The sequence below is a fragment of the Pseudoalteromonas sp. J2K-J031 genome (assembly GCF_058197095.2).
The window spans coordinates 97,384-123,802 of the sequence record NZ_CM200280.1 but is presented as its reverse complement, the minus strand read 5'-3'; the positions used below and the strand labels follow the sequence as shown (position 1 = coordinate 123,802).

General features: G+C 39.2%; 23 protein-coding genes. 7 read left to right on the top strand and 16 right to left on the bottom strand.

Annotated features, from left to right (window positions below):
* Positions 1 to 149 precede the first annotated feature (149 nt).
* From AC3KZC_RS17850 to AC3KZC_RS17790, 13 genes are all read right to left on the bottom strand, one after another.
* Positions 150 to 677 (bottom strand): DUF3833 domain-containing protein, encoded by a 528-nt coding sequence (locus tag AC3KZC_RS17850; RefSeq protein ID WP_490577314.1) that lies wholly within the window; start codon positions 675 to 677, stop codon positions 150 to 152.
* Positions 677 to 1,171 (bottom strand): chalcone isomerase family protein, encoded by a 495-nt coding sequence (locus AC3KZC_RS17845; RefSeq protein WP_490577313.1) that lies wholly within the window; start codon positions 1,169 to 1,171, stop codon positions 677 to 679. The genes AC3KZC_RS17850 and AC3KZC_RS17845 overlap by 1 nt, the downstream gene beginning before the upstream one ends.
* Positions 1,168 to 1,683, bottom strand: a complete 516-nt coding sequence (locus AC3KZC_RS17840; protein WP_490577312.1) for a DUF2878 domain-containing protein — start codon at positions 1,681 to 1,683, stop codon at positions 1,168 to 1,170. Before AC3KZC_RS17840 ends, AC3KZC_RS17845 begins: the two co-directional genes overlap by 4 nt.
* Complete coding sequence (locus tag AC3KZC_RS17835) at positions 1,658 to 2,920, bottom strand: class I SAM-dependent methyltransferase (protein WP_490577311.1); 1,263 nt, start codon at positions 2,918 to 2,920, stop codon at positions 1,658 to 1,660. Before AC3KZC_RS17835 ends, AC3KZC_RS17840 begins: the two co-directional genes overlap by 26 nt.
* 7 nt (positions 2,921 to 2,927) lie before the next feature.
* Positions 2,928 to 3,665, bottom strand: a complete 738-nt coding sequence (locus AC3KZC_RS17830; RefSeq protein ID WP_490577310.1) for a DUF1365 domain-containing protein — start codon at positions 3,663 to 3,665, stop codon at positions 2,928 to 2,930.
* The gene (locus tag AC3KZC_RS17825; protein WP_490577309.1) at positions 3,662 to 4,915 is read right to left on the bottom strand and encodes an NAD(P)/FAD-dependent oxidoreductase; all 1,254 of its coding nucleotides are present in this window, start codon (positions 4,913 to 4,915) and stop codon (positions 3,662 to 3,664) included. Before AC3KZC_RS17825 ends, AC3KZC_RS17830 begins: the two co-directional genes overlap by 4 nt.
* Before the next feature lie 2 nt (positions 4,916 to 4,917).
* Positions 4,918 to 5,637, bottom strand: coding sequence for an SDR family NAD(P)-dependent oxidoreductase (locus tag AC3KZC_RS17820; RefSeq protein WP_490577308.1), 720 nt, complete (start codon positions 5,635 to 5,637; stop codon positions 4,918 to 4,920).
* The gene (locus tag AC3KZC_RS17815; protein ID WP_490577307.1) at positions 5,634 to 6,098 is read right to left on the bottom strand and encodes a nuclear transport factor 2 family protein; all 465 of its coding nucleotides are present in this window, start codon (positions 6,096 to 6,098) and stop codon (positions 5,634 to 5,636) included. Before AC3KZC_RS17815 ends, AC3KZC_RS17820 begins: the two co-directional genes overlap by 4 nt.
* The gene (gene phrB / locus AC3KZC_RS17810) at positions 6,076 to 7,503 is read right to left on the bottom strand and encodes a deoxyribodipyrimidine photo-lyase (RefSeq protein WP_490577306.1); all 1,428 of its coding nucleotides are present in this window, start codon (positions 7,501 to 7,503) and stop codon (positions 6,076 to 6,078) included. Before phrB ends, AC3KZC_RS17815 begins: the two co-directional genes overlap by 23 nt.
* Positions 7,503 to 8,456, bottom strand: coding sequence for a YbgA family protein (locus tag AC3KZC_RS17805; protein WP_490577305.1), 954 nt, complete (start codon positions 8,454 to 8,456; stop codon positions 7,503 to 7,505). Before AC3KZC_RS17805 ends, phrB begins: the two co-directional genes overlap by 1 nt.
* Before the next feature lie 25 nt (positions 8,457 to 8,481).
* Positions 8,482 to 9,144 (bottom strand): ChrR family anti-sigma-E factor, encoded by a 663-nt coding sequence (locus AC3KZC_RS17800; protein ID WP_490577304.1) that lies wholly within the window; start codon positions 9,142 to 9,144, stop codon positions 8,482 to 8,484.
* Positions 9,144 to 9,764 carry a sigma-70 family RNA polymerase sigma factor gene (locus AC3KZC_RS17795; protein ID WP_490577303.1) on the bottom strand — a complete coding sequence of 207 codons (621 nt, stop codon included), beginning with the start codon at positions 9,762 to 9,764 and terminating at the stop codon, positions 9,144 to 9,146. Before AC3KZC_RS17795 ends, AC3KZC_RS17800 begins: the two co-directional genes overlap by 1 nt.
* 70 nt (positions 9,765 to 9,834) lie before the next feature.
* Positions 9,835 to 10,395, bottom strand: coding sequence for an LON peptidase substrate-binding domain-containing protein (locus AC3KZC_RS17790; RefSeq protein WP_490577302.1), 561 nt, complete (start codon positions 10,393 to 10,395; stop codon positions 9,835 to 9,837).
* Between the two features lie 270 nt (positions 10,396 to 10,665).
* Here AC3KZC_RS17790 and rimO point away from each other — a divergent pair, with 270 nt between their 5' ends.
* A complete protein-coding gene (rimO, locus tag AC3KZC_RS17785) occupies positions 10,666 to 12,069 on the top strand; it encodes a 30S ribosomal protein S12 methylthiotransferase RimO (protein ID WP_490577301.1) in 1,404 nt (467 codons plus the stop codon).
* Between the two features lie 1,159 nt (positions 12,070 to 13,228).
* Here rimO and AC3KZC_RS17780 read toward each other — a convergent pair.
* The 3 genes from AC3KZC_RS17780 to AC3KZC_RS17770 form a co-directional block, all read right to left on the bottom strand.
* Positions 13,229 to 15,940 carry a TonB-dependent receptor plug domain-containing protein gene (locus AC3KZC_RS17780; RefSeq protein WP_490577300.1) on the bottom strand — a complete coding sequence of 904 codons (2,712 nt, stop codon included), beginning with the start codon at positions 15,938 to 15,940 and terminating at the stop codon, positions 13,229 to 13,231.
* Between the two features lie 302 nt (positions 15,941 to 16,242).
* Complete coding sequence (locus AC3KZC_RS17775; RefSeq protein ID WP_490577299.1) at positions 16,243 to 19,287, bottom strand: efflux RND transporter permease subunit; 3,045 nt, start codon at positions 19,285 to 19,287, stop codon at positions 16,243 to 16,245.
* Between the two features lie 2 nt (positions 19,288 to 19,289).
* Entirely contained in the window at positions 19,290 to 20,375 is a 1,086-nt protein-coding gene (locus AC3KZC_RS17770) for an efflux RND transporter periplasmic adaptor subunit (protein ID WP_490577298.1), read from the bottom strand.
* Between the two features lie 139 nt (positions 20,376 to 20,514).
* Between AC3KZC_RS17770 and AC3KZC_RS17765 the strand changes: the two genes are divergently transcribed.
* The 6 genes from AC3KZC_RS17765 to AC3KZC_RS17740 all read left to right on the top strand — a co-directional run bounded on the left by AC3KZC_RS17765 (position 20,515) and on the right by AC3KZC_RS17740 (position 26,381).
* Positions 20,515 to 21,417 (top strand): LysR family transcriptional regulator, encoded by a 903-nt coding sequence (locus AC3KZC_RS17765; RefSeq protein WP_490577297.1) that lies wholly within the window; start codon positions 20,515 to 20,517, stop codon positions 21,415 to 21,417.
* Between the two features lie 284 nt (positions 21,418 to 21,701).
* Positions 21,702 to 22,790 (top strand): hypothetical protein, encoded by a 1,089-nt coding sequence (locus AC3KZC_RS17760; protein WP_490577296.1) that lies wholly within the window; start codon positions 21,702 to 21,704, stop codon positions 22,788 to 22,790.
* Positions 22,784 to 23,305 (top strand): polysaccharide biosynthesis/export family protein, encoded by a 522-nt coding sequence (locus AC3KZC_RS17755; RefSeq protein WP_490577295.1) that lies wholly within the window; start codon positions 22,784 to 22,786, stop codon positions 23,303 to 23,305. The genes AC3KZC_RS17760 and AC3KZC_RS17755 overlap by 7 nt, the downstream gene beginning before the upstream one ends.
* 3 nt (positions 23,306 to 23,308) lie before the next feature.
* A complete protein-coding gene (locus AC3KZC_RS17750) occupies positions 23,309 to 25,378 on the top strand; it encodes a GumC family protein (RefSeq protein WP_490577294.1) in 2,070 nt (689 codons plus the stop codon).
* Positions 25,353 to 25,703, top strand: a complete 351-nt coding sequence (locus AC3KZC_RS17745) for an MGMT family protein (RefSeq protein WP_490577293.1) — start codon at positions 25,353 to 25,355, stop codon at positions 25,701 to 25,703. The genes AC3KZC_RS17750 and AC3KZC_RS17745 overlap by 26 nt, the downstream gene beginning before the upstream one ends.
* Positions 25,704 to 26,105: 402 nt before the next feature.
* Positions 26,106 to 26,381 carry an HU family DNA-binding protein gene (locus AC3KZC_RS17740; protein WP_086743443.1) on the top strand — a complete coding sequence of 92 codons (276 nt, stop codon included), beginning with the start codon at positions 26,106 to 26,108 and terminating at the stop codon, positions 26,379 to 26,381.
* Positions 26,382 to 26,419: the final 38 nt, after the last annotated feature.

Sequence of the window (26,419 nt, the reverse complement as noted above, 5' to 3'; positions counted from 1 at the left end):
ATATTAATTTTCTGTTTGACTTTATTCAGTTAAAAACGGGCGTTCATTAAAACAGCTAAGGGCTTTGCGATGGCAAAGCCCTGATAGTAAGTAACTTGGAATAGGTTACGAATGGTTCTATAAAATTCGAAATAATGGATATAAGCGTTTTAACTTGGCAGTTTTTCGATATATAAAATAACTTCACCGACCTTAAAACCAAATTTAGTCAATTCAGTTTTGTTAAAAAGCCTATTTTCATCAATTAAATACATCCAGTCATCGAGGGTGATTGCATATTCATCACCTTGATATGGGATGAGCAATTGGTATTTCCAATACAGTGCAGCACCAGATGTTTTACCTTTCGCTATGCCAATAACGTCTTCTGCTGTGCCGGTGTAATGGCCATCAGGTAGTTTGGTTAATTGCCAATTTCGGGTACTTTTTTCGCCATCATCAAAGCGAAACCATTCTTTAAGTTCACCTTGATTATCTTGCCAAGTGCCAATTAGATCGACCTCAAAACGCCGCGTTACAAGCCCACTGCGATCAAGTACTAAACCATAGGCTCTTAAATTACCATTAAAAAATTTATCTAATTCAAGTGTCGGAGTTGAGCCAGAATAATCATCGAGGGTAGGGCTTGTGCAGGCCGTTAAGCCAAAAAGGCACAGCACAAATATTAAAATACGCATTATTTTAATCCTAAAAGTTGTTTTCTAAGATCTGGCCGAGTTGTTTTTTCACTCAACCAAATTGAAATAAACGCAGGGCCAAAATCAGCATCGTTTATCTCACCGATAAAACTATCGTTGTGATAAAAGTAACTTTTATCATTTTCTAGTCGCAGTGTTAGCTGGCTATTGTTGGTGACATTTGGCCACATTTTTTCAAGTTCAATCAACCAACTTTCTATATTGGGATGAGAAAAATTAATTTTTTTCCATTGATCGACAGTGGCATCAATTAAGTCTTTTTTATCAATAGATCTAAGATACACAATGTTTAAAGCTTGTGGTCGTGTGTCTAATTCATATGGTTTTTTGCTGCTATAAAGCTGGGCACGATAGACATCCCAAAACATCACTGACATCATGCCTTCGCCTATCTTTTCTAAATCATCCACAGGTTTGCTGTGAATATTAAATGACATTAAAAGTGATAAAATCAAGCTTAAGCGGATCATCATAGCGCTATCCTTTTATGTTCTTTATTTAACTCTGGGTGTTTGCTGATGACAACCAGAGCGGGTAATAAACAAGCCCAAACTAAAGAAAGGCAAATTAAAAAATAACTGAGGTCAAGCGAAGTTGATAACGCTTCAAACTTGAGAGCAGCGTAATAGCTACTAGGTCCTGCCAAGGCACCTATCAGCGCTACTTTTGTCAGCGACAACTGTTTTAACCAAGCTAAAGAATGATTTAGCGATATAGCAAAGCAAGCCCAAAGTAGAATTAACCACACTGGAACTAGACTTGAATTGGTATTGAAAACGGTAGTACTAATTAATATTTGGTCTGCAACTATGCCCAAAATAGCGCCGCAGAGTACTTTTAAATCTAGCTGTTTTGTTGGAGAAAGGACAAAGTGGCAACAAAGCAATAAGAGCAAAAATGCAGCAGCATCATAGGTAAACCAAGCCGCTAAAAACCAAGCGACTTGGAAAAAAATCAAGTTAATAACCGAGAACCGATTCATCATGATTACTTTTATAGCTAGGTTTACGTGCAACAATATGATGAGTGCTGATCACTCTTTCGATAAAGGCCCCTTCGCAATAGCACAAATAGTAATGCCATAAACGTTTAAACTGTTCATCATAACCAAACTTGCTGATTTGCTGCCAATTTTTATCAAATTGGACTCGCCAATCATGTAACGTGCGAGCGTAATGAAGCCCAATATCTTCAATGTTATCAATCATCATGTTGGTTTGTTTTGCAATATGGTTACTCATCACTGCAATCGAAGGCAAACATCCACCAGGGAAGATATATTTTTGGATAAAATCAACATTTTTACGATAATGATCATAACGTTTATCGGCAATCGTGATGGCTTGAATCAGCATTTTGCCATCTTCTTTGAGCAAGCTATTACACTTATTAAAGAAGCCAGCCATAAATTCATGTCCTACAGCTTCAATCATTTCGATAGACACTAGTTTGTCGTATTGACCACTCAACAAACGGTAATCTTGCTTGAGTAAGGTAATTTTATCGTTTAGGCCTAAGCGGTTCACTTCAGCAGATGCCCAATCATACTGCGCATCAGAAATCGTGGTGGTGGTCACATGACAGCCATAATGGGTCGCAGCAAAAATGGCTAATGAGCCCCAACCAGTCCCAATTTCAATTAAATGATCGCAAGGCTTAAGTTCAAGTTTGTCGCAGATAAGTGCTAGTTTTTGTTGTTGTGCTTGAGCTAGCGTATCTTGTGGTGAGTAATAAACTGCTGAAGAATACATCATGCTTGAGTCTAAGAAACGAGTGTATAGGTCATTTCCTAAATCATAATGTGCAAGAATGTTCTTTTTTGAACCTTGCTCAGTATTGGCGTTGCGTAGCGAGAGCAGTTTATATTTGAATTTTGATAACAAACTTGCTTGTTGTTCAATTGCATCAAGTTGCTTTTGGCTGCGAGCAAATACTTGAATGACCTTTGTTAAATCGGGCGTTGTCCACTTTTTATTTAAGAACGCTTCAGCCGCTGCAATGCTACCACCTTTAACAAAATCGATGTAGCAAGTTAAGTCATGAATATGCATTTGTGCTTTTAGGTTCGCATCGCGATTACCAAAAGTCTTGAAATGAGCGCCTTCATGGATCTCGATGCATGCATTGTCGATTTGATCTAACAAGCTAAAAACGAGATTACGGCATTTTGTATTAAACCAGTTTAATGATTGGCTTAATTGCAATGATTGTGTTTGTTCCATTGTTACCTCAACGATGTTCATACGGTACAAAAGGTACACGTTTAATAAACAGCCGCAGTGCTTGCCAATAAATGCCACTCATCACCTTGAGGGTCATAAAAGGTAAGCTTAGCCACATTTTAAAATATGCTACGCTGCTAAAGGGCTGTTTTTTCATTGCCATAGTGGCATCAAATACTTTTTTACCATCGGTACGTATTGGGTGATTTTCAATATGTACCAATAAGCGTTGTAATGGCTGTGATACGCGCCATTTGTATTTCATGTCCATTTCCATAAATGGCGAAACATGAAACTCTTTGTTAGTCATTTCATTACTATTTATATCAATTAAATAGTAATGGCGTTCATTCCAAGGTGTATTACTTACTTCAGCTAACATTAAATGGCATGAATTGTCGTTGTTAAAACAATAAAACAAGTTAATAGGGCTAAAATAAATTCCAAGTGCTCGGCATTGGCCAACAAAAATTACCTTAGTGCCATCCCACGAACCACCAAGGCGATGAACTACTGAATCAATACGCTGTTTAAGTGTGCCAGGTTCATTTTTTAAATAATCTTTTTCACTAAAGCGAATTGGTTTGAACCATTGGCGACCAAATAACCGATGATGGGTACATAGTTCATCTATTTCATCTAAATCCAGCACAAAGGTACTTAATTGATAACTGAACTCATGATAAAGCGGTGCATACCGCCGATGACGAACATGCCCTTGATAGATGCCACTGTTGAATATCATAAAGAAAGGCCAAATCGTTCGGTGACGCACAAAGCACTTTTAACCCCGTCTTCGTGAAATCCGTTGTGCCAGTATGCACCCACAAAATGAGTATTATTTTGACCGCAAATCCGCAAGCGCTGTTGTTGCGCAGCTAAACTTTTTTGGTTAAATACAGGGTGGTGATATACAAATTTAGCCAAAATAGTATCTGGGTCGATTAAATCCGTTTGATTAAGCGTAACACAAAATGTTGTAGGTGCTTCAATTCCTTGCAAAATGTTCATGTTGTAAGTCACGCAAGCAGGACGGTCTAGATTGTCATCTAATTGATAGTTCCAGCTTGCCCAAGCTAGGGGGCGTTTAGGCAGTAAATTCTTATCTGTGTGTAATACCACATCGTTTGGACTATAACTTATGGCGCCTAGAATAGTTTGCTCATCTTCGGTTGCATCACCTAATAATGCTAAAGCTTGATCTGAATGACAGGCAAAAATCACTTCATCAAACTCTTGAATATCACTGGCTAAAAAATGAAGCTGAACTTGATTATTATTGCGAGTGACTGATTTTATTTTTGCATTTAATACAATGTTATCCTTAAAATCAGCAGTTAGCGGGTCAATATACTGTCTTGAACCGCCTTCTATCACGTACCACTGTGGTCTATCGCTGATATTTAATAACCCATGATTATAAAAAAACTGGACAAAAAAACGTAGTTGGAAGGCTCGCATTTCAGTAAGACTGGTTGACCAAATAGCAGCGCCCATTGGCAAAATATAGTTTTCACAAAAGGCATCGCTAAACTTTTCGTCTACCAAAAAATCGCCCAACGTTAAAGCGGGATTAATTTGATTGTTGCTATAAAGCGCTTTGCACTGTTTATTAAAACGGAGTATTTCACGGATCAAACACCAAAAAGAAGGCTTTAAAATATTGCGGCGCTGAGCAAACAAACTATTTAAATTATTACCATTGTACTCAAGACCATTGCGTAAATTCTTTACGCTGAAGCTCATTTCAGTAGGTTTACGCTTAATGCCTATTTTATCCATCAACTTTAGAAAGTTAGGATATGTTTTATCGTTACAGACAATAAAACCAGTGTCTATTGCATAGGTTTTACCTTCAAACACAATGTCTTTTGTTGCTGTGTGGCCACCAATGTAATCATTCGATTCAAATACAGTAACATGATATTTTTTTTGTAATAAATGCGCAGCAGTTAACCCAGATATCCCTGAACCTATAATGGCTATTTTTTTCATTGTTATAACATCCTTAAAGCGAGTTTTTGCCAAAGCGATTTAGGTAAGAAGCCTAGCATTTTCATTGTTGCGATAAAAAGAGGCGGAAAGTTTATTTCATTTTTGCCTTTACACAGGCCGTTATAAATGGCCTGAGCGGCCTGCTCGGAGGTCATCAAAGAAGGCATTGCAAACGTATTTTTGGCAGTAAGAGGGGTTGCAACAAAACCTGGGTGAATCACCGATACAAAAACATTGTGCGGTACTAAGTCTATTCTTAATGAGCGAGCTAAATAAGTTAGCGCTGCTTTTGACGCGCCATAAGCTTCGGCTCGTGGTAAGGGTAAAAATTGAGCACTTGAGCTGTTAATCGCAACTCTGCCACTGGGTTTTATCTTTTTAAGCCATACACTTAAACAGTTAGCCACGGTTTGCACGTTAGCTGTCATGACGCGCTCAAATAATCCAGCATCAAAATTTAAAGCGTCGTCGATATATTCACAATTACCCGCATTTAATATCACCAAATCCAATGAAGGGAGTGACTCAGTGACTTTGCTCAGCAAAGTTAAATCAGTTAAATCACACACAACCGTTGTGATGTTTGAGTGTGATTCTTCAAGTTGTAATAAACGATTTTTGTCGCGGCCAAATGCAAAAACGTGATAGTTATTATTGGCATATAAGGTTGCTAAAGCAAGGCCGATACCCGATGATGCACCTGTGATTAAAACCTGTTTCATTGTGACGCTCGCGATTTAATACTACGCACTACTGCGCCAAAAAATGGGATGTGCTCATATAACATTGCACCAACATCAAAATAGTCATGATGATAAATTACTTTTCCATCACGAAAACGCAAATGAGAGTGCCCACTTACAACAATGGGTTTTCCTTTGTTGAGCTTGCTATGGCTGTAACTCATTTTCCAATACAGAGCTGCTTCTTGACCATCGATAAGAAACCGCTCGATACTAAAATTGATTGCCCTTACATTTTCATAAAGATGAGCAAAGTAATCATTTAAGGCAGTGATCCCTTTTACCTGATGAAGTGGGTCAATAAACGTAATGTTACAGTGATAAATATCCCCAAGCAAAAACAGGTTATCTTTATTAAGAGCCTGATAAACATCGATAAAAACTTTAATATGTTTATCAGACACCGGATCAGATGTTTTAATTTGTGGTGTCACTATCATTTTGTGGCGCTCCAAGATGCTGTTTATAAAAATCGAGCGCTAATTGCCTAGCTTGAGAATGTTCGACAATAGCTGGCCAATAACTGTCACTTTGACCTGTCGCAGCAAGATAGCTGTGGGGGAGGTGAATGTATTTAACTGGCACATTACTTAGCTCTGGCAAATACTTACGGATGAAAGAGCCATCAGGATCAAACTTTTCACTTTGGGTAATTGGATTAAACACGCGAAAATAAGGTTGTGCATCACAGCCAGTGCCAGCAGCCCATTGCCAACCGCCATTATTAGCTGAGAAATCACCATCGATAAGGTGCTGCATAAAAAATTGCTCACCTAAACGCCAATCAACTAACAAATGCTTTGTTAAAAAGCTGGCCACAACCATGCGTAAACGATTATGCATCCAGCCAGTTTGGCGCAATTGACGCATTGCAGCATCAACAAGTGGGTAACCCGTTTTACCTTCGCACCAAGCTGTAAAATAGTGCGTGTTATTGGGCCAATTAAGCGCGCTATACTTTTGCGAAAAAGTGATACCTTTAATTAAATCCGGATAAGTAAAGAGTAAATGTTTATAAAAGTCGCGCCACGCTAATTCATTTAACCAACAAAAAATATCGGATTTTGGATTATCTAAGATAAACGGATGCGCTTGTAAAACAGCATTGGCCAATGCTTTGCTGCTAAGAGCACCAATGGCAAAATATGGAGAAAGGCCTGAGGTTCCTTTTAGGGCCGGAAAGTCACGTTCTTGCTTATATGAAGCATGTTTATTAGTTAAAAAATCTGAAATAACCTGTTTTTTGATATCACTGACCAAAGGCCACTTTGCCGAGCAGGTTTTTTTAGTGTCAAATGTGAAACGTTGGGCTGCAATGGGCTGATATTGCTCGAGGACATCTTGTGGATGAGGGACGATGATGATGTTGTGTTGCTTAATCTGTTTTACCCAAGCATTACGAAAAGGGGTGAACACATGAAACATCTCGCCTTTGCCCGTTTTTACTTGGCCTTTAGATACAATGACATCGGCTTCAAATAACGTGAGATTTAGCCCTGTCTGAATAACCTCATTGTCGCGAATGCATTCGTTTAACTCGACTTCTTGATTTGCAAAAATATGGCTAATGTTACGTTGATTACAATACTGTTTCAGAGCCTTTGGGCACGATGCGTAATCAAGTACAGTGATGACATCTAATGCAATGCCGTATTGAGCTAATTGTTCAGACAATACATTGATATGGCGTTCTATGAAATCAACTTGGATCGGAGCCATATCGTGGGATTGCCATTGTGACGGAGTTGCAATAAAAAGGGCCTGAGTCGGCCCTGATTGTAAAGCTGCGATTAAGGCCGGGTTATCTTCAATCCTTAAATCGCGGCGAAACCACATAAGATTCATTAATAGCCGTACCTTAATTTTAAATCAGTTGGGTATGGAGATAGATACACTTGGGCAGCAAGATACGCTTTTGGGTATTCTCTTAAATAATGATTGATTAACGTTAAGGGTACCAACAAAGGCACTAAACCTTGACGAAAGCCTTCAATATGCTCTGCTAATTCTTGTTTCTGAGCTTTATCAATATTCTTTTTAAAATAGCCTTGAAGATGCTGAAGCGTATTGGAGTGAGTTTTACGATTTGATAAATGCTTTAAACCACTCATTAAACCGCTTATGTATTCATCGGCCATCGCTTCAAGGGATAAATCAGCCCTTGCCAATAATTGACCCAACGCTTTATAGCTAGGTAAATGGTGACTCATTAGCAAATATTTATGTTCGCTGTGAAAAGTGATTAACTTGTGTTTTGTTAATCCTGAAGCCACTAAATCTTGCCAATGGCGATACGTAAAAACTCGAATAACAAAGTTTTCGCGCAGGCCTGCGTCATTTAAGCGACCATTTTCTTCGCAAGGGAGTAGGGGGTTTGCGGCCATAATTTCTTTTGCAAATAAACCAACCCCAACAGGTTCGCTACTTTGGCCGTGTTCATAATAAACTTTCACTCGCTCCATACCACAACTTGGGCTTTTTTGACAAAAAATAAAGCCACTTAAGTCGTTAACAGAGCTAGCGACTTTTTTACCATAAGCGGTCATTTGTTCTGTTACGTCGCCTTCACCATCAGGGCGGCTAACAATAATAACGTCACCTTTTTTTATTTGGCGCACTGTTGGACGTGGGATCGGCATACCGATAGCGACTTCTGGACAAAAGCCGCGATATTTAACGTGTTTACCAAGTTCGTTAACACAAAAATCTGATTTTTTGTGTCCGCGGTCAAAGCGCACTTGCTGTCCTTCAACACAGGCACTGATCCCAATAATAATTTCAGATTGAGGAACTTTCATTGCGTCATCCTTTTAACAATTTGTGCTAGTAAATAAAACTACCTAATGGGTTGAGCAGTTTAGACAAACCCTGAGTAAAATGTAGCGCATCATCGGCTACGGTAAAGCACAAGCATCCTGTTTCAGTCATCGGATTATGAGTATGTTCACCATCTAGCAATATAAAGTCACCTTTTTGATAGTGACCCATATCGTCGCTAAAACTGCCATCAAGTAATAAAGTTAGCTCAAAACCTTTGTGAGTGTGCATTGGAACCGCACCCCCTTTATCAATGTGCAGTAAACTGCTATGTAATGCACCTTCGTTAAAGTCAATACGTGAGCGACTAAGTTTGCCCATTTTGTACCAACCGCTCATATTTAAGCTACGAAGAGCGCGAGGTACGTTGTAAACGTTGCCTTTTAATTCAATTTCTGGTGATTGGACAATTTGTGGTTCATAAATGTCATCGCTTTGGCAAATAGTGTCCATCATGGCTGAAAAATCGAACTCAGTGTTACTTGATTCAGATTCGTTTTGAAGGTCTGAATTAAAAGATTGCGCAGTTTTGGTCGTAATTTCAGTGATTTGGTTTGCACATTCTTGGCATAACTCAGCATGCATCGAAATAGCTGCTGTCAAAGAAGCTGGGAGCTCACCTAATACATAGCTTTGTAATAGGGCTAATTGGGGGTGAAATTTTATCATTATAGCTCTCCTAGTTGTTCTTTGAGCTTGTTAAGTGCCAGACGAAGACGAGATTTTACCGTGCCTAGCGGAATATTGAGTTGCTCAGCGAGCTGCTCTTGCGACAGTTCTTGAAAATAAACACCTCTAATCACTTGTTGTTGTGCTTGCGGAAGGAGTTCTATGTACTGCGCAATGTGGTTTTGCATCAAATGATCGTTGAATTCTACTTCTTGTGCTGTTTGCGCCTCAACCACAGGCCACATATCATCACTGAGATAATCTTCACGTTGTGATCGTACTTTGCGCAGCATATCAAAAGAGACATTACGCATTATGGTGTAAATCCACGTCGTGGCCGCGCCTTTGTCAAAATCGAAAAGGTGCGCTTTACGCCATACATTACTCATGGTGTCTTGTAATAGTTCGTTTGCAGACGCTTCGCTGCCAAGTTGCTTGATACCAAAGCGAATAATTTTAGGTGCAAACCATTTAAATATCTGAGCAAATGCCTGACGATCGCGCTCGACTGCGATATCAGTTAACCAATTTTTTAATTGTTGTGACTCTTCTGGACTCATTTTGGCTTTTCTAGTCAAAGATGCTGTGCCCTGAGGGACATGCGATTGTTGAATTTGCATAGTTATTACACTTTAATAAACATGCCTTGTAATACGTGAGGAATAAAAATAAAGATCAGTCGCACAAAAATTATTTTTCTCCGCATAGCAGAGTATGGAGGAAGTTAAGACAAACACCAAAACTTTGTTCACTAAGAAATTGTTTTTTATCTGAAATATTTATTGGTAATAACTCTATAAAACGAGCGCAACACCAATTTGGGTTAGCAAAAAACGTTTCTTTATACATAGCTGCATACTTTGGGTTAGATGCAAAAATAGTTTTAAGTTCAATGGCGATTGCTTGCGATTGCACCGACAGGGTTTGTTTTGGCCAGTGTGGTATAGGCTTTGATTTAGCGCGTATTAACCCATCGTGTTCAACCTCAAAGTCGCTGAGCAAAACTAACGATTTAGCTTGAATATCAATGGATAAAAACCCGTCGTCAAGCATTGCAAAGTCAATAATTTCAACCCATGTTGCTGTGGTAGAGCTGTTATATTGATAGTCTTGTTCAAAACAGCTAAGAGCAAAACCCGTTCCACCCACACTTTCTTTAACCAAACGAATGTAACGAGGTTCGAATATCCGTAAACGAGTGACACCGCCCGGTAAAAGCACAATAGGTAAAGGAAAAACGCCAAGCTGCATATAAAAACCATCTAAAATGAATTGTCTTTTTCTATACGCTTTTTTACGTTAAATAGTTCAGTCAATTTGGTTTATCACTATTAACCTAAAAACTCATAATTGAGTTGATTTTATTCAATGATCTTAGGTTAGGTTACTCGTAATAAACACAAGCCTAAGCATTGATTGCTAATAAATCGTCGATGCAAGGGGTCACTCTTACTTACTTTATTAAATGTTTAGGCTATAATCCGCCTCCAGCATTTGCGCGTCACTCTTTACAGGTAAACCATGACAGTAGAAACCTTCAATCCAAAACAAACCACGACCCTAGACACTCCAGCTAAAACACTTGCCAGTCAAGCACCAACAGCTAAAAGTACGGGTTCTAAAGTCGGTTTTGTAAGCTTAGGTTGTCCAAAAAATCTCGTTGATTCAGAACGAATTTTAACGCAACTTCGAACTGAAGGTTACGAAGTAGTCAGTAGTTACCATGATTCAGATGTGGTGATTGTAAATACGTGTGGTTTTATAGACAGTGCAGTGCAAGAGTCTTTAGATACTATTGGTGAAGCACTAAAAGAAAATGGCAAGGTGATTGTAACGGGTTGTTTAGGTGCGCGTGAAGATGAAATTCGTCAAGTGCATCCTAATGTGCTTGGGATCACAGGCCCTCATGCATACGAAAACGTGATGGAGCATGTCCATGAGTTTGCACCAAAACCAGTGTTAAACCCATTTTTGAGCCTTATTCCTGACCAAGGCGTAAAATTGACTCCTAAGCATTATGCCTATTTAAAAATATCCGAAGGCTGTAATCATCGTTGCACGTTTTGTATTATTCCATCAATGCGAGGTGATTTAGTCTCGCGTCCAATTGGTGATGTGCTGCAAGAAGCCGAGCGTTTAAAACAAGCTGGCGTAAAAGAATTATTGGTTATTAGCCAAGATACCAGTGCTTATGGCGTTGATGTTAAAAGCAAAACCGGTTTTTGGAATGGCATGCCAGTTAAAACAGACATGCTTAACTTGTGTCAAGCATTGAACAAGCTTGGTATTTGGGTGCGTTTGCATTATGTTTACCCATATCCACATGTTGATGACATCATTCCACTGATGGCAGAAGGTAAGTTACTCCCTTATTTAGATATACCTTTTCAGCATGCAAGCCCTCGCATTTTAAAAATGATGAAGCGCCCAGGCCAAGCCGAGCGTACATTAGATCGCATTAAAAAATGGCGTGATCTGTGCCCTGAATTAGTGATCCGCTCAACATTTATTGTTGGTTTCCCAGGTGAAACAGAAGAAGATTTCCAAATATTACTCGATTGGTTAGAAGAGGCACAACTTGACCGCGTTGGTTGTTTTAAATATTCACCTATTGAGGGCGCTAAAGCAAACGAACTAGCTGATCCTGTGCCAGAAGAAATAATGCAAGACCGTTTTGAGCGTTTTATGTTGAAACAACAAGAAATCAGCAAAAACCGTTTGGCATTACGTGTAGGTCAAATTATGGAAGTGTTAGTTGATGAAGTTGACGAAGAAGGTGCGATTGGTCGTACCTTTGCTGATGCGCCTGAAATTGATGGTGTGATTTACCTAAACGGTGAAACTGATCTCAAACCAGGTGATGTTGTTAAAGTGTTAGTTGAACACTCTGACGAATATGATTTATGGGGCAGCTTAGTAAACTAAGCATAAGCCTGTTTGCACTTGCTAAAACAGATTGAGTGCCTCAACGTAAGCACACACTCGCAGCTGTTGAACTTCGGCCATGATAATGGGCAAGTTCAACAGGCCTAATATCAATTGCTGCAAAGTTGCTAACCCAGTAGTTAAAATAAACATAACAGTAGTCGATGCAGTGCTCGTGCTTTTGACCGAAAAAAGCGAGGTGCCATCGCGGGGTTGGTTATCATCCTTAGTCTTTATTTGAGTAAGCTCAGTACCTGCCTAGTTTTATCATGCCTTACAATCCGATTATTCGGCAAAACCCAGGTCAATATATGGCCACCATCGTTTTTGATGTGAAAGAGCCGTTACAACAATTTCTCTCAAGCTGCAGCTATTCAATCCACCAGTAGATTTGACATCGATTTTTATGTTGTGATTTGATGATAATTAATTCAAATCAATAAGATATTTATGAGAGATGTCAGGTATTTCCTGTTTATCAGTATGATAATGCGCAAGTGTTGCTTGATGACTTATGGTAGAAAAATATGGATTAAAAACATATCAAATCCGTGGATCTAATCTTGAGTTTTTTCTTCAGTGAGATCCGTTCCCAAGTAAATTTGTTTGCTGAATAAATTAAAAAAAACAACTGCGTTTTTTCAGCCGGAATCGTGCGCTGGCTTAACCGAATTAGAACGTTATCTAATCTGAACTAGTGCGCTGTTAGAACCGGAGTATGCAATTGCCTATTCCAGTAAAATAGCAATGCCAATCCATATAAATTAAAGCGTTAATCCAGTTAAGCAAGCGCAGCTTTCCAGTAAGAATAAAGCAATAGCGAAATATTGAATAAAAATGACCTTTAGAAAGTTAAGTTGGGGCGCATAGACGCCGTTTTGGGAGTGTCCATCTCATCACCCATAAATATCTCATTTTAAAAATGCTTCATTTTGAGGCGTTTTTTATGGCTAAAAAAGCCGACTTTCGTCGGCTTACAGGGAATGTCTCAGCGCTTACAAATGCAAGCGACAAAGTAGGCGGCATATCAGCAACCTACTTTAGCTCATGCATCTTATTCAGAATGACTGCCTTACTTATATCGTTAAAACGTGCTTATGGTTTTAAAAACGATACTAGACTAAATAAGGCAGTAAACCTGAAACCTGAGTGTGCAAGCTTAAAAACGTTGTTGGAAAGACAGGTATAATGTGCAACCGCGGATGCTATACAAGCTTGATGAAAAAGCATTAAATTTATCAAATTTGGGCTCTTCATCAGTTAAGTTTGTTACACCGAACGAGATGCTATTTTCCCATGGCAAGTTGACGTTATAGTTGAGGTTATGTGAAATATAGGCATCGATTTCAAACAGCTTGCTGTTGGTATCATCGATATAATTCCACGTTTTTTGTGCCCCAATGTAGTTTGCAAAGTAGTGAAGGCTGTGATCTCCTAAGGTGTAGTCTAGGCTCAAATTAACCCGTAAATCTGGCGTGTTTTGACGACCAGCAATATCCTCGGAAATAGTTGTTTCACCATCTTCAATGTATGAATATTTGTATTTGAGGTATTTAGAGACATTTATCTTCGCTGAAAAATCACCGTACTCAGTGCTAAAATTGCCAGTGAATGACACATCTAAACCTTGGCGTTCGCTTTTACCGATATTAAGTACGGGTGCAACCACATAATTGAGACGCCCATTAGGTAACAACGAGATTTCAGCCCCTGGATAAATAGTGGAAATATCTTGCCTTGGTGTCCCAGCAAGATCTGCTGCTTGATTAAGTTTTGCTTGGGTTTGCAATATTTCTGATGAATCAATTGAATCAATTAAGCCTTCTGTTTCAAGCGACCAATAATCCATTGTGATGCTAAAATTGTCATTAATATCCCATGACATACCAATGTTATAAGTATCCGATTCTTCAGCATTAAGGGTTTTATTGCCACCGGTGCGAGTAGCCGCTTCTTGTTTTAAGCTACATGAATCGATATCACTGCCAGCTTCATGACAGGCAATATAGTTCGTGAGTTTTCCAAACCCTTCTGTTTGCGCTTTATTTAAATCAGATAACGTTGGCGCTCGAAATCCAGTGCCCCAAGATGATCGTAATAGAACATTATCAAGTGGGTTATAACGTACAGATATTTGGGGATTAAATGTGCTACCGAAGTCGGAATATTTATCGTAGCGGCCTGCTAAGTTGATTTCTAAGGTATCAATTATCGGCAATACCAATTCAGCATAGCTTGAAATGACATCACGTTCGCCAGCGCCACCAGAGCCGCCATTTCCGCCTACGATTAATCCAGCTTCTGCAAGTGCATCAACTTTAGAGTCAAGGGATTCTTCACGGTACGATGCACCAATGTACATGGCTGATGTGCCAGCATCGAGTTGAAATAAATCAAAACTTAGGCCACCTGCGGCTTCTAGGTAATCGGCCACCATACGTTTATCATAGTTAGCCGCAATGCCACCAGGTAGAGGTGAATTTGGATCGCGCGGATCCCAACCTACAAACGTATTGGTTTGATCATCCCAATGGCCTACTAAATCATTTTGTGCCCCATCGAGTAAATAACCCGTACCCCATACAAAGTTAGTGTATTTGTTATAAGAAATTGACGCATCCCAGTCAAAAGCAGATGTTGAACCATCAAGCGCAAGCATATAATCGAATACGTTATCATGCATTTCTGCCACACGATCACCAGCATTATCAAAACGAAATTTCATTCCAGCATCAGGATCAGCATACAATTCTTTTAAACGAATTCCCTGTGAAGTGGTATAAGCAGGCAGGCCATTAGGGATTGAAATATTGGCAGGTACAGGGGCTGAAACATCTAGGGTTTCGTTTTTTGCCCAATAAGCACGAGCTGTTAGGCGAATGTCATCGGTCACGTTATAAGTGTAATGAATGAGTGTATTATCACGACGCGAGCGAGAAGAGCTCGCTGCTGCATTAGTATAATCATAACCACACAAAGTATCTCCATCGTAGTTACGATCGGTTAACGGCCCTTTAAAATCAGCCCCATAAATATCAGCGCAGGTGGCATCACCTTCAAAAGGATGTTGCCATGCCCAGCCACCGGCATTACCTTGCGTTAACGCTCGCCCAGTCCATGAAATATTAGCCCAATCGTTTGCGTCATTCGCATCTCCACCTGGAATAACAGAAGGTTGAGTATAAGTTCTGTCAGCTTGCATTATGGGGCTTTCTTCATAATGCTCAATTGTAAACACTAAGCTGCCCATATCTGAACTGAGCCCACCTGTGAATGAAAAATTGCTAGAATCCCCCCCTTTGGCTGATGGGCGATCGGCTCGGCCATCAAATTGCAATCCCTGAAAATCTTTTTTTAAGATAACGTTAATTACGCCCGCTATTGCATCTGTTCCATAAATAGCAGAGGCACCATCGGTTAATATTTCAATACGCTCAACCGCTGCCATTGGGATCGTATTTAGGTTACTGGCCCCTCCATCTAACACCGGTGATTTTGCCATGCGCTTACCATCAAGCAAGGTTAAGGTATGTTGTGCCGAGGCTCCCTTTAACTGGACAGTAGATTGTGAACTCCAGCTATTATTTGCACCGCCACCCCACGATCCAAACGCATTTAAATTAGAGTTACGTAATGCATCACCGACCGTTGCAAAACCGGCATTTGCCAGGTCTTCGGCATTTAAAATTGTAACTGGCACCGCACCTTCTAAATCAACGCGTTTAATTCGCGAACCTGTCACTTCAATTCGCTCTACTTGTTCAGTGCTATCAGCGGCATTAACTACAGGCACTGACATGTTCGCTAAGATGCAGCTGACTAAAAGTGATTTTTTAAAACTTAAGAGTTGTTTTTTATTAAAATTATTCATTATTAACCTCATTGATGAAACCCCCAAAATCCACATTGATATATTGTATACAATATATCAATGGTTCGAGATAATATGTTAGGCAGAGGTTAATTGCAAAATTATTTTGTGATTTTATAAATAATCGTGATGAAAACGGTGTACAAGAAGGAAGAGTTCAGTTGACGCATAAATTTTAAAACAACGAGTTACAGTGCAATTAAGCAAAGTTCTGCATAAGTCATTTTTTAATGTATTGCATTGAATTGAATTGAATCAAATTAAAGGCAGAGCCTCACATGTGCGGTGAGGCTCTGAGTCGATTAGCGTTTGATGTTAAAAATCATTGCGTAAAGCACAGGCACTACAATTAGGGTTAAAATCGTGGCAAAGCCTAATCCAAACATAATGGTGACAGCCATGGATTTAAAAAAGACATCAAATAAAAGGGGGATCATGCCTAAAATGGTCGTGATGGCAGCCATAGCAACAGGCCTAACACGTGAAACCGCCGAATCAAAAATCGCAAAATAAGGGTCTTTACCTTCTGCGAGTTCTAGATTGATTTGATCGACCAATACAATACCATTTTTAATTAACATCCCCGATAAGCTTAATAGCCCTAATAACGCCATAAAACTAAATGGACTATCGGTCACATATAGACCACCACTGACACCAATAATGGCCAAAGGCACTGTAGCCCAAATCACTAAAGGTTGTTTAACAGAGTTAAAAAGCAATACAGTAATGGCAAACATGGCTAAATACCCGATGGGTAAAGATCCAAAAATAGCTTTTTTCGCTTTTGAAGACGATTCAAATTCGCCTCCCCAATGCAGTTCATAACCGTGAGGCAATACAATTGCTTCAATCGGTGCTTTAACTCGTGCAAACAATTTAGCCGCTGTTTCATCCCCTAAAATATCATGATCGGCCATTACTGTGATGGTACGTTTACGATCACGGCGCATTAATAAGTTATCTTCGAACTCCGTATCAAAACCATCAACAACCTGATTAATCGGAATATAAACACGAAGGGCAGGGCTATATATTTGTAAGTCATTTAAACTATCCACTTCAAGACGCTCATTGGCTGGTGAGCGCGCAATAATGGGTAAAGTTTGTGTTCCTTCACGATAAACACCCACTTGTTTACCTGATAAGCTAGTCAGTAACAGACTGTCTAAATCGGCTTTACTGATCCCAAGGCGGCGGGCTTTTTGCTCATTAAATTTTGGACGAATAATTTTCGTCCGCTCGCGCCAATCATCCTTGATATTAAATGCTTTGGGATCGCTTTTAAGAATTGCTTTTGCTTGGTTGGCAAGTTCGCGTAGTACAAGTGGATCGGGGCCTGAAAAACGCGCTTCAATTTTTGCATCAGTTGAAGGGCCAATTTCCATTCGTTTTAATTTCACTTGAGCATCAAGTAAATGTTCGGCACTGTATTGCCTTAGATCAGCAATAATAGGGTCAAGTGCGTCACGATCGGCAACACGAATAATCATTTGCGCATAGGCTGGATAGGTTTTTTCAGGTGCATACGTCAACATAAAGCGCGGTGCGCCTTGTCCTATGGTGCTAGTAATATCAAGCACAGATTCTTTACTGAGCAAGTACTGTTCGATTTGTTTGATGTCAGCTTGAGTTTGTCGAATATCAGTCCCTTGGTATCGCCAATAGTCAAGATAAAACATTGGGGTATTCGATGCTGGAAAAAACGACTGTTTAACTTGCCCAAAACCGACGACTGATAGCACTAGCGCCAATAGCATCATACCCATAGTGGCTTTACGATAAGTTAAACACCAACTTAATGCGCTGCGATAAACGGTAAAAATAATGCCTTTATAAGGGTCTTCATTTGGGTCAACTGCGTTACTTTGTTTAAACATCAGATCGGCAAAAAATGGCGTCAGGGTAATCGCCGTTACCCAACTTAATAATAATGAAATCAGCAATACTGAAAACAAACTACCAGCAAATTCACCCGTTGCATCGGCACTGAGTCCAATAGGCGCAAATGCAGTGATGGCAATCACGGTGGCACCTAATAAAGGCCATTTGGTTTGTTCGACAATATCAACCGCAGCTTGCACTTTGGTACGGCCCTTTTGTAAGCCAATTAAAATACCTTCGGTGATCACTATGGCGTTGTCGACCAGCATGCCTAAAGCAATAATCAGTGCACCGAGCGAAATTCGCTGCAAATCAATGGCAAATAATTTCATGAATATAAATGTACCGAGTACTGTTATTAATAAAATTAAGCCAATGAGCACACCGCTTTTAAAACCCATAAAAACGAGCAAAACTAAAATAACGATAGCCACAGCTTCAAGTAACGAAATGATAAAATCATTCACCGACTTTTCAACTTCAACGGGTTGGTTATACACAGTTTGAACATTGATACCGTGAGGACGCTGGTATTCAAGTTCTGCCAAGTGCTTGGTGAGATTTTTTCCGATATCAACGACATTCACACCAGAACTAAATGAGACACCGAGCAACAGAGCTTGTTGACCTGCAAAATGAATAATGTTTTGCGGTACTTCGGCATAGCCACGCGATACGGTTGCTACATCACCAAGGTAAATCAGCTCTGATGCCCCTGGGCTTGAAATAAGTAAGTTTTCAAGCTCTTTAACATCTTTAAATTCACCTGTAGGGTGCAAACGAATAGACTCACTGCCTACTTTGATTTTACCTGCATTAGATACCGTATTTTGGCTTTGCAGCAATTGAAATATTTGTTGTGCAGAAATGCCTAAACTGGCTAATTTATGAGTTGAAATTTCAACCATGACTTGGGGTTGTTGTTCACCTGCGACAACCACCTTGCCAATGCCATCGACTAAAACGAGCTCTCGACGTAAGTAATCAACATAATCTTTTAGCTCATCATAGGAGTAACCTGCGCCACTGACCGCAAACATCACACCATAGACATCCCCAAAATCATCCATAATTTTTGAAGGCATCACACCATTAGGGAGTTTAGGCGCAAGATCGTTAATTTTTCGCCTCAGTTCGTCCCACATTTGGCGCAGCTCTTCTTTTCGGTAAGTGCTTTTCATCTCAATAGAGATTTGAGACATACCAGGCGATGAAATTGAGCTGACATAATCAACATAAGGTAATTGTTGGATCACATTTTCAATGGGATAGGTGACTTCTTCTTCAACTTGTTCAGGCGAAGCACCAGGGTATGCGGTGATCACCATGGCTTTTTTTAAGGTAAATTCGGGGTCTTCTAATTGACCTAAGCCTAAATAAGAAAATGTTCCGCCAATTAGCAGCAACAAAGTCACCATCCAAGAGATGACTTTTTTCTCAATTGATAATTGTGCCAAGTTCATGATTATAAGCCTTTTTCACGTTGCCAAGGGCGAACAACTAGGTTGTCACTCAACGAATGAACCCCAGCACTGACAATAAAGTCACCAGCTTTTAAGCCAGATAGTATTTCAATGCCCACTTGATGAAGTTCACCAATAGTCACGGCTACTTTATGCACTGTCTGGGTTGTTTCATCGTAACGCCAAACATAGTGCTTATTTGTTTGTTTATCTTGTGCAAGTTCAGAAAACACCGCTTCAACGGGAACCATGAATTGATCAGGGCTGGACTTAGTAATTTGCGATAGGTCGATAAGAACATTGCCTGTCATGCCCGCAAGCAAATTGAAGTCTTTTGGTACGGGTAAACTGAAAACAACTCGGTAAGTAAGGGTATTAGGATCAGCTTGTGTATCCCACTCTTTTACTGTCAGTGGGTATGCTTGTTCAGAAAAACCATCAAAAACAACTTTAGGTTGATAATTAATATTATTATTGAATCGAGCAACGACTTTTTCGGGGACTTGAATCGTTACATCCATCAAATCACGGGTTTCAAGTCTTAAAATATTTTGTTTTGCTTGAATGTTTTCGAAGTTTTTGACAAAGACTTTGGATACTGTGCCACTAAAAGGAGCCTTTAATTCGGTGTAATCGAGGTCTGCGAGGGCCTTTTTATAGGCTGATTCAGCGACTTGTTTATTGGCTTTGGCTTGATCAAACTCAGCCTCCGTAGTGATCCCTTTGCCGAGTAACGATTGTGTTCTTTCTAACTGCGATTGTGCCAGCTCAAAACGTGCTTTTTTATCTTCAACTTGAAGTTTAAAGTCCGTTGGATCGAGTTGTGCCAGTAATTGGCCTTTTTCAACATGTTGTCCTGCTAATACCGCAAAGCTTTTTAATTCGCCGTTAACTCTAAAACCAAGATAAGAACCCTGATTAGCTTCAACTTCTGCAGGAAAACTCCTTACATTTGTCTGGGCGTGATCATCAACTTGATATAGTTTTACCGGGCGGATCACTTGAGAAGAGGTTTCTTGTGATTGTTTGTTACAGCCAAGTAAGGTGGTAGAGAGCATAAGAGCTAATGCGATTTTAACTAATTGCATCGTAAATTCCTTGCAGGTAAGAAAAATTTATTACAGAACTATAGGTAATAAACAAGAGAACATAAATTTATCTAAATAATACGGATAAATAGTTTAAAATAAAATTTATATAAAATTAATAACAGTATAAGTATTTCTTATGACTTTAGAGCAAATTAGGATACTAGCCGCCGTCGTCGAATATGGCAGCTTAAAAAAAGCGGCTGAGATCCTTCATAAAACACAACCCGCTTTGAGCATGGCAATGCAAAAGTTAGAGGCTGAGCTGGGGTTTTTATTGCTCGATAGGGGGCAATACCGGTTAACACTCACACCTCACGGCGCAATATTCTTTCGTCAAGCACGCTCATGGCTTGCTGAAGCGAATCAACTCAAGGTGCTCGGTAAAAGTCTTGCCAAAGGATACGAAGCAAAATATCGCATTTGTTACGATGAAGCGTCTGTTAATAGTGAGGTTGATGACTGTCTCAGTATTTTATTTAAACACTATCCGTCGACTGAGTTTTTAATCAATAGTGGCAGCCGATTTAACGCCATCAACCAAGTCAAAGAGCAATCGGTTGAGCTTGGAATTGGGCCTTGGTTCCATATTTTTCAAGCAACTGGACAATATGAAAGTTTTCCTATTGGCGAATTAGATCTGGTTTTAGTGGCTTCACCGACCTTATTTTCACCAAAAGAAGTGCATTGCTCGAATGATTTAAAAAATTACAGTTGTATTACGCTCAAAGAAAGTAGTTTTGAATTTGACAGCGAGCAATTGACGATCGTTCAAGGTTCACAATTAATAAAAACGGATGATTTGGCGATGCTATCTCGGTTAGTGATGTCTGGGGCCGGTTGGGCAATGATGAGTCGCAATGCTTGTCAACCTCTTATTGATTCAGGGCGTTTGTTTGAAATTAGTTTAAACGATTATAGTGAAACAATTAAAGTTGAAATCCGAGTTTTTCGAAAAAAGCAGCGTGAACACGGTCCGGTTGCAAACAAAATATGGTCGTTATTACATGTTTTAAATCAAGCGCCGAGCAAGATCCCATAATACGAAACATCATTAGATAAAAAGTAACAAAGGAAATTTTGTTAACTTATTGTTTGTTATCGTTTTTAGGTAATACCAACAAAGCACCGATTTTTAATTGATGCTATCACATTGATTATTTTTATTAATTTTTTCAGTTGGGCTTGTTTTATCCTTGTATTTAAACGCATAATGCCTGCATTAAATCATGTAATGTTACATTTTTATTACAAAGCATTTTTAGCTAGACTATTTTCGCGAGTATTTTTTTGAAGTATTTATTTGCCCTTAGTTTTATGCTGCTAATGTCTACACGTTTTTGCCAAGCGAATATTGTTTGGGATAAGGAAATCAGTGAATTTAGAACATCTGTAGCATTAGAGCATGATGATAACGTATTCAATTCGATCTTAAATCAGCAAAATGAACATTTTTTACAGATGCTTGGCGATTTGCAGTGGCTGTCGTTGTACGATGGTTTTGGCGTGTATATTCCAGTCATTATTGATTATCGTCTTGCGCAATTTAGTGCTGAATTAAGCGGGGCTGATATTTCTTTTCGTCCAGAAATTCATCTTTTTATTCAGGATAACATTGAATTCAATACGGCATTTGGCTTTGAGCGCAGCACTAAATTAGGTGGTGATAGCGGTGCTGAGTTTTTACAACAACACGTTATTGAGCAATTGAACCAAAGCGCGCAAGTTGCTCTCTTACTTGGCCGAGATAAACAATTACAATACCTCAACTTTAATTTAAATCTTTCAGTTAAAAAACAGCAGCAAAAAAATCAATTACTAAACCAAATAGATTCACTTCAACTCGATGTTTTATATGGACATCGTTTTACAGAAGATAGCTATTGGTTGACGCATTTTAATGTTCAATCAGAACAAAGAGCGAAACAAAACAGTGATTTAATTGAGCTGGGTGTCGGATTTAAAACACAATTTGCATCTGATCATCAATTGAGTGTGATCACCGGTCTGTTTACCCGCTCTGGAGATAGCACCTTACGCGGTCAATATTGGCAAATATCCGATAGCTGGCAAATAAACGCCGATCATCAGTTGCGGTTGCTCACCTCTTCGCGTTCAGAAGTATCAACCACTCTAACTGCGTTGACGCAGCTTCGTACCGAGGTTGCATTACTGTATCAAATTGCCTTGTCATTTGAACACCAACTGAGTTTTTCTGCTGAGTATAGCTCGCTTACTCTTGATGAATTAAAGCGCACTCATGATAGTTGGGCTGGTTCGTTACTTTGGCGATGGTCTGTGATGGCGCATGTTACCACCGCTTTCTCTGTAGGGCATGTTTCAGTACAAGATAGCTTTTTAGAAGGTAGCCGTTCACAAAATAGTATTAATATGGCAGTAGAATATTTATGGTAAAGCCATACTCTTTTTTACTATTACTGATCGCGAGTTTTGTATCGTATGGAACGGAATTTAGTAAAGCGTATGAATTAGGTGCGGGCGATCATATTCACATTTCGGTCTACCAAGAGCCTGACTTATCTTTTTCAGGTCAAGTGAGTCAACAAGGAAAAGTAGATTTCCCCTTACTAGGTAGTATTGAATTATCGGGTTTTACCCAGCAACAAGCAAAAATGCACCTTGAAGCATTACTCAAAGATGGTTATTTAGTTGAACCGAGTGTGTCTATTCGAGTCTCAAGCTACCGACCTTTTTTTATTTATGGTGAGGTGAGAAGCCCTGGTAGTTATGCTTATCAGCCCGATATTACCCTTGAGCAAGTCATTGCACTTTCAGGTGGCTTGAAAGATCGCGCCTCACGCACGCAGTGGCAGATCCAAAGAGGTCAAAATAAAACGCTTTTTTTAGCTAAATCCGATACGGTTATTTTACCCGGTGACGTTATTAAAATAGAAAAGAGCTTCTTTTAGACGATGGCACAAGTATCTGGAGCATTTAAACCAGCTGAAGATGAAATAGATCTTACCGATTTAATCGCTCTTTTTTGGATTAAAAAATGGTTTATGCTTGTAGTCACTGCGATTGTATTTGCAATTGGCTTGAGTATGGTTGACCGCATGCCTGATGTTTATAAGGCTACGACCACGGTGATGGTTAAGGGCACTAAAGCTAACAATCCTTTACAATCATTAGTGCCTGGAATGGGATCTTCTAATGATGAACTCGATACAACCATTAAGTTATTAAAATCGAGCCAGTTTGCGCAATCAATCGTAGATTCACTTATTATACCGGTTAAATTACATCAATTTGCAACCGGTCATCGGTGGTCTGCTGACGATTTGCTCAATAACCTCACTATCAATATTGTAAATAAAACCAACTTGTTAGAAATTAGTTTTGAAAGCCAAAATGCAGAATTCACCGCAGAAGTGGCGAACAAAATCGCTCAAGCGTTTATGCAATATCAAACGCATTTGATGCAACCACATAGTAATAAAAGTGATGATTGGATCCACTCAAAAATACAGGATGTAAAAAACTCTTTAGAGCAAGAAGAAATAAAACTAATGGCATTTAGGCAGCAGCAAAACGTAGTCGATATTGCCAGTAGCGTTGCAATTGCAAAACAAGAAATTACATTATTATATCGAGAATTAAGAGAGCTAACCCTACAGTTCGAGCTTTTACAACGCTTTATGCAAAAAGTGACATCAGCGAATAATGAGTTACCGGTGTTACTTGTTATCACTGAAGTGGCCACTGCTCCAATAATCAGGGATCTTCTACAGCAAAAAGCCTTACAGCAAACGCAGCTTTCACAAATTAAACTTCGTTATTTAGAAAAGCACCCAACGTTTAAGTCAATGGCATTAAAAATTGCAGACACAGAGCAGCAATTAGAGAATGAAGTGCACGCCTTTGTGAGTGCGATGACAAAAAAGAAGCAAGAAATAGCACTTCAACTTCGCGAATTGGAACTAAAACAGCGAAGCGCAAACGAAGTGCTCGAAAGTGCAATTATTCAAGAGCAAGAATTTAATAAAATACAGCGTTCCGTGGATGCGAATATTAAATTACTTGAATCTTTAAGTGCTAAACAAAAAGAGACCGAGTTATTAAAAGATATTACCGGTTCGTCCGATATCATAGTGGTTGATCCTGCAATCACTCCTTTGGCACCGATAAAACCTAAAAAAGTACTTATTGCTGCAGTCTCTGGTGTAATGGGATTTCTATTATCTGTTGTATTGGTTATTTTGCTTCATTTTTTTGCTGATAGTCACCGACGCTATCGGCAAATAGCACACCATTATGGGTATAAAGTATTGGGAGAATTGCCACGTATTCGAAATAAAAACAAAGATAAAAGCCAACCTATTTTATTTGGCAGCGGTAAGCAATTTGAAATTTATCAAGAATCGATACGTTCAATTCGAACCAAAGTGATGTTAGATAAAGATCTTGGGGATGAAAAAATTATAGCTGTGACTTCTCTGACACCCAATGAAGGCAAGTCGAGTACATGTTTACAAATGGCCAAATCGTTTTCAGAGCTTGAGCGTGTGATTATTATTGATGCTGATTTACGTGATCCCTCAATTGCAGTTGCATTGGGTCAATCACGACATCGACCTGGCTTGACTAATTTTTTAGCTCAAACTCACAGTTTTGAAGAGTGTATTTTTCATGATGAGCAAATTAATGCCGATGTTTTACCTTCAGGCCTTAGGCCAATGAACCCACTACTATTTTTATCAATGCAACGATTTGAAAGCATGCTGAAGGTACTTCAGAAAAAATATGATCGGATCATACTTGAATGTCCCCCTATTTTATCTGTGAGTGATGCGTTAATGGTCAGCAAGCATGTAAGTGGCTTAACCTTGGTTGTTGATGTACAAAAAACGCCTTTAGCAAAATTTAATCATGATATAGAGCTACTTAGCCATGCCGAGACAACAATAAGTGGCATAATATTAAACCGAATAAAATACGATAACCAAAACTATTATTATGGCGCGACAAAAAAGCGAACTTGAAAACGAGCTTAAAAAAATGCAAATTTGGACCATTATAGGTGCTATTCCTCATGGTCAGGTCGCTTGTTATGGGCAAATTGCTAAGATGGCAGGGTTGCCAAATTACGCTCGTTTTGTTGGAGCTTGCCTTAAAAACCTTCCAAAAGACTCTCAGCTACCTTGGCATCGAGTCATTAATGCTCAAGGTTGTATCAGTTTTAGTGCTCACTCTGCCGATTTTTGTCGTCAAAAAGAACAACTAGAAGCCGAAGGTATTTTGGTTACCAATGGACGGATATCGTTAAAAAAATATCAGTGGCATGCATCAGCAATTACAACCATTTAAGAATTGACTGCGACTAAAGATTAAAACAAATCTTAATTGGTCTCAAAATGAAGCATCAACTCACACTTTTATTCTTATTGTTTTTACCCATCCTCAGTCTGTGTGTTTGTTATTTAATTGTAACTTTATGCGTGTTATCAAAACGTAACTTCTGTATTAGGCCCTAATATAAAGAGGATGTTTGGCCATCATCTTGTTGCGCTTTCATTATATATATCAGCTTGTTCAGAAAAATATGACCCTTTAATAGTTACATTTACGTGGATAGAAAAAATATTTTACATTTGATTAAAAAAATAAAGTAAATTGCCTAAAAAAATGAAAATAGCTGTTGCCAAGCCAATAAAAATGCATAACTATAAGGCCTGCGAAGGCACAATAATAAAGAATAGGAATCTAGAAATGAACAAAGCTCAATTAGTTGAAAAAATTGCCACTGATGCAGAGATTTCAAAAGCGGCTGCTAGCCGTGCACTTGATGCATTCACTGGTGCAGTATCAAACTCGCTAAAAGAAGGTAATTCTGTAGCTTTAGTTGGTTTTGGTACGTTTTCAGTTAAAGCTCGTGCAGCACGCACAGGCCGTAACCCACAGACTGGCGCAGAAATTCAAATCTCAGCAGCAAACATCCCATCTTTCAAAGCGGGTAAAGGCTTAAAAGACAGCGTAAACGTTTAATACGCGCTTAAGCACATTATTTAAATAAGGGACCTTTT

What these genes read in the sequence shown, in the direction of transcription:
- AC3KZC_RS17850 (WP_490577314.1), bottom strand. Translation starts at nt 677, where the DNA reads ATGCGTATTTTAATATTTGTGCTGTGCCTTTTTGGCTTAACGGCCTGC.
- AC3KZC_RS17845 (WP_490577313.1), bottom strand. Translation starts at nt 1,171, where the DNA reads ATGATGATCCGCTTAAGCTTGATTTTATCACTTTTAATGTCATTTAAT.
- AC3KZC_RS17840 (WP_490577312.1), bottom strand. Translation starts at nt 1,683, where the DNA reads ATGATGAATCGGTTCTCGGTTATTAACTTGATTTTTTTCCAAGTCGCT.
- AC3KZC_RS17835 (WP_490577311.1), bottom strand. Translation starts at nt 2,920, where the DNA reads ATGGAACAAACACAATCATTGCAATTAAGCCAATCATTAAACTGGTTT.
- AC3KZC_RS17830 (WP_490577310.1), bottom strand. Translation starts at nt 3,665, where the DNA reads ATGATATTCAACAGTGGCATCTATCAAGGGCATGTTCGTCATCGGCGG.
- AC3KZC_RS17825 (WP_490577309.1), bottom strand. Translation starts at nt 4,915, where the DNA reads ATGAAAAAAATAGCCATTATAGGTTCAGGGATATCTGGGTTAACTGCT.
- AC3KZC_RS17820 (WP_490577308.1), bottom strand. Translation starts at nt 5,637, where the DNA reads ATGAAACAGGTTTTAATCACAGGTGCATCATCGGGTATCGGCCTTGCT.
- AC3KZC_RS17815 (WP_490577307.1), bottom strand. Translation starts at nt 6,098, where the DNA reads ATGATAGTGACACCACAAATTAAAACATCTGATCCGGTGTCTGATAAA.
- phrB (WP_490577306.1), bottom strand. Translation starts at nt 7,503, where the DNA reads ATGAATCTTATGTGGTTTCGCCGCGATTTAAGGATTGAAGATAACCCG.
- AC3KZC_RS17805 (WP_490577305.1), bottom strand. Translation starts at nt 8,456, where the DNA reads ATGAAAGTTCCTCAATCTGAAATTATTATTGGGATCAGTGCCTGTGTT.
- AC3KZC_RS17800 (WP_490577304.1), bottom strand. Translation starts at nt 9,144, where the DNA reads ATGATAAAATTTCACCCCCAATTAGCCCTATTACAAAGCTATGTATTA.
- AC3KZC_RS17795 (WP_490577303.1), bottom strand. Translation starts at nt 9,764, where the DNA reads ATGCAAATTCAACAATCGCATGTCCCTCAGGGCACAGCATCTTTGACT.
- AC3KZC_RS17790 (WP_490577302.1), bottom strand. Translation starts at nt 10,395, where the DNA reads ATGCAGCTTGGCGTTTTTCCTTTACCTATTGTGCTTTTACCGGGCGGT.
- rimO (WP_490577301.1), top strand. Translation starts at nt 10,666, where the DNA reads ATGACAGTAGAAACCTTCAATCCAAAACAAACCACGACCCTAGACACT.
- AC3KZC_RS17780 (WP_490577300.1), bottom strand. Translation starts at nt 15,940, where the DNA reads ATGAATAATTTTAATAAAAAACAACTCTTAAGTTTTAAAAAATCACTT.
- AC3KZC_RS17775 (WP_490577299.1), bottom strand. Translation starts at nt 19,287, where the DNA reads ATGAACTTGGCACAATTATCAATTGAGAAAAAAGTCATCTCTTGGATG.
- AC3KZC_RS17770 (WP_490577298.1), bottom strand. Translation starts at nt 20,375, where the DNA reads ATGCAATTAGTTAAAATCGCATTAGCTCTTATGCTCTCTACCACCTTA.
- AC3KZC_RS17765 (WP_490577297.1), top strand. Translation starts at nt 20,515, where the DNA reads ATGACTTTAGAGCAAATTAGGATACTAGCCGCCGTCGTCGAATATGGC.
- AC3KZC_RS17760 (WP_490577296.1), top strand. Translation starts at nt 21,702, where the DNA reads ATGTCTACACGTTTTTGCCAAGCGAATATTGTTTGGGATAAGGAAATC.
- AC3KZC_RS17755 (WP_490577295.1), top strand. Translation starts at nt 22,784, where the DNA reads ATGGTAAAGCCATACTCTTTTTTACTATTACTGATCGCGAGTTTTGTA.
- AC3KZC_RS17750 (WP_490577294.1), top strand. Translation starts at nt 23,309, where the DNA reads ATGGCACAAGTATCTGGAGCATTTAAACCAGCTGAAGATGAAATAGAT.
- AC3KZC_RS17745 (WP_490577293.1), top strand. Translation starts at nt 25,353, where the DNA reads ATGGCGCGACAAAAAAGCGAACTTGAAAACGAGCTTAAAAAAATGCAA.
- AC3KZC_RS17740 (WP_086743443.1), top strand. Translation starts at nt 26,106, where the DNA reads ATGAACAAAGCTCAATTAGTTGAAAAAATTGCCACTGATGCAGAGATT.